Origin of the sequence: Brevibacterium picturae (assembly GCF_030453725.1) — a bacterium.
Taxonomy (GTDB): domain Bacteria; phylum Actinomycetota; class Actinomycetes; order Actinomycetales; family Brevibacteriaceae; genus Brevibacterium; species Brevibacterium sandarakinum_A.
Window position 1 is genome coordinate 1 of the sequence record NZ_JAKDJU010000262.1, and the last position, 3,001, is coordinate 3,001.

Below are 3,001 nucleotides of genomic sequence, written 5' to 3' on the forward strand. Positions count from 1 at the left end.
CCGTACCGTTACACGTACGATAGGCAATCTGTGCCGCCGTTGAGTGGGGCACTGAGAACACAGCGAGCAGAAACAGGGAATTGTCACATGACTGATACACAATTGGTGATCATCGGGTCGGGCCCGGCTGGGTACACCGCTGCTGTCTACGCGGCTCGTGCGAATCTTTCGCCCGTGGTCATCGCAGGTTCCGTGACGGCCGGTGGCGAACTCATGAACACCACTGACGTGGAGAATTACCCAGGATTCCCCGCTGGCGTACAGGGGCCGGAACTCATGGAGAGCATGCGCGAGCAAGCTGAGAGATTCGGCGCCGAGGTGATCTACGACGACGTCGCAACGCTCAATCTGAATCCCGGCGCACATCAGATCGAAACGGCGCTCGGCGCCAGTTACACGGCTCAGGCCGTCATCCTCGCCACAGGCTCCGCATACCGCGAACTCAACCTTCCCAACGAGAAGAAGCTGTCCGGCCACGGTGTCAGCTGGTGTGCAACCTGTGATGGATTCTTCTTCCGAAACCAGCACATCGCCGTTGTCGGCGGTGGTGACTCCGCTCTCGAAGAAGCAACTTTCCTCACTCGATTCGCGTCCAAGGTGACTCTGATCCACCGTCGCCAGGAGCTTCGAGCTTCACAGGCGATGCAGGACCGGGCAGCTGCCGATGAAAAGCTCGAGTACTTCCTCGACAGTGAGGTCGCCGAAATACATGGTGAAGATTCGCTGACGGGTCTCACGGTTCGTAACACTGTCACCGGCGCGACCTCCGAGCTGCCTGTTACCGGCATGTTCGTGGCAATCGGTTCCGATCCTCGCACCAGTCTCTTCGACGATCAGCTCTCGCTGCGTCCTGACGGATATCTCAATGTCGAAGGACGTACCTCGAAGACGGCGGTCGAAGGCGTCTTCGCCGCGGGCGACGTCATCGATTCCGTCTACAGGCAAGCCATCACAGCTGCCGGAACAGGTTGCTCCGCTGCCCTCGATGCCGAGCATTACCTCGCCGATCTGGAGGCTGTGACCAAGCAAGCTCAAGCCGTCGCCGAGGCTTCGCAGGTCACAGCTCCCGTCGCCTCCTGATACTCCCTCCGCCGGAGGAATTCGTTTCCTACGAGGCGCACGATGTGTGTGGCTGTGTAAGGCAGACAGACAACGAAGGGGAATGAAACCGGCACAACGGCTGTTTCCGCTAGACAACATCGTTAAGAGAAAGGTTGCTCATGTCGACAGAAGTCACTGATGCCACGTTCGAAGAGACCGTTTTGAAGTCAGACAAGCCAGTGCTCGTCGATTTCTGGGCCCCCTGGTGCGGTCCCTGCCGTATGGTCAGCCCGATCGTTGACCAGATCGCCGAAGAGAACACCGAGAAGCTCAACGTCGTCAAGGTCAACACTGACGAGAACCTCGAGATCGCGAGCAAGTACGGGATCACCTCGATTCCTGCGCTCTACGTCTTCAAGGATGGTGAAGTAGCCAAGACCATCATCGGTGCTCGGCCCAAGCCGGCGCTGGAAGATGAGCTCTCCGACTTCATCTGATCGAATTCCAAGGCGCCTGTTGTACGATCAACGGGCGCCTTCGGTCTATCCACATGGCAGACAGGAACCACTTCAGAACTTCGCACAGCAGATTGGCATGGCATTGACTCACAACCCACACCCGCAGTTTTCACGCGGGGACAGCTCTGAGGTGTTGCCCAACATCAAGTCTCAGATGGCTCGCCTGGGACTCAATGTCGGTCAGGCCGAATCGTTCGAGTTCGATCGGGCTTTCGAACTCGGGGTCCGCCAGTTCCAACAGGTGCGAGGAATCCTCTGCGACGGTGTGATGGGCACTGAGACCTTTTCCGAACTCGAGCGGGCTCGATATCAGCTAGGCGACCGAGTACTCCGCTATGACCCTGTCAGGGTCCTTGCGGGTGATGATGTACTCAAACTGCAGCGCACTCTTGCGGGACTCGGATTCTATGCGGCCCGCAAGGACGCAGAATATTCGGCAATCACCGAGTCCGCAGTCAAAGAGCTCCAGATGAGTCTCGGCACCAAGGTCGACGGTGTAGCAGGGCCTCAGACATTGCGCGGGCTCGACGCCATCGATCGAAAGCAAGACACGGGCAACCTCTTCGCTCTTGAAGAGCGAGCCAGAGTCGCGGCATCAGGAACATCGCTCGCCGGACGAACCTTCGTCATCGAGGCTGCAACTACAGTTGTAGATTTCGAGACTTTGCCAATGACCGCCGAGCAAGCGGACACCGAACGTACCATCACCACAAATATAGCAAGCCTGCTTGCTGGACGGCTGGAAGCAGTCGGAGCCGGAGCCATTGTGCTCCAAGGCGACGCGGTCGACGTCAACAAGGCGGATCAGCTCGGTGCTTCTGCGGTCATCACCGTCACAGCAGACATCAACAAGTCGAAAGACGCAAACGGAATAGCAACATTCTTCTTCGGTCATGAGACTCATCCCGATATCAACTCACCTACCGGTGCACGCCTCGCACAGCTGATCCAGAGTGAGCTCGCAGCACGAACGGGGATGAGGGACTGCAGGAGCCACGCACGGACCTGGTCCTCGCTGAAGCGACTGCGTACTCCCAAGGTCCACGTCGTCGCCGGCTACCTCACCAACGCTGACGATCTCGAGAATCTTCAGGATGCTAACGTTCGCAATGCGATTGCCGATGGGATTGCTGCCGGGCTGCAGAGGCTGTATGTCCGAGAAGACTCAGATCCCGAAACGGGCACGCTTAGCCTCGCGCAGATCAAAGCGTACAACTGAGTCCCCAACTCCGGTCGTTTCACGTGAAACCGGCAAAGTAGCTCGTCTGCCTACGATGCTGTAGACCGTCCCTTGCATATTCGAATCGCTACGGGCCGAAAGTCAATGGGCTTTCGGACTCGTGTGCCGGTCGACTACTCCCCGCGAACCATCACCCTACGGGGGTGCCGATGGGATTCCGACACTGTGTCTGGGGACAGCGGCTGTGCTTCCGGTCGCGCGC

At 58.3% G+C, this 3,001-nt stretch carries 3 protein-coding genes; all 3 read left to right on the forward strand.

Annotated elements, in window-relative coordinates:
* Positions 1-87: 87 nt before the first annotated feature.
* Positions 88-1,080 (forward strand): thioredoxin-disulfide reductase, encoded by a 993-nt coding sequence (gene trxB / locus L0G76_RS15235; protein WP_304357987.1) that lies wholly within the window; start codon positions 88-90, stop codon positions 1,078-1,080.
* A 140-nt stretch (positions 1,081-1,220) separates the two neighbouring features.
* A complete protein-coding gene (gene trxA, locus L0G76_RS15240) occupies positions 1,221-1,538 on the forward strand; it encodes a thioredoxin (protein WP_092105158.1) in 318 nt (105 codons plus the stop codon).
* A complete protein-coding gene (locus tag L0G76_RS15245; protein WP_304357988.1) occupies positions 1,516-2,778 on the forward strand; it encodes an N-acetylmuramoyl-L-alanine amidase in 1,263 nt (420 codons plus the stop codon). Before trxA ends, L0G76_RS15245 begins: the two co-directional genes overlap by 23 nt.
* The last annotated feature ends 223 nt before the right edge of the window (positions 2,779-3,001 follow it).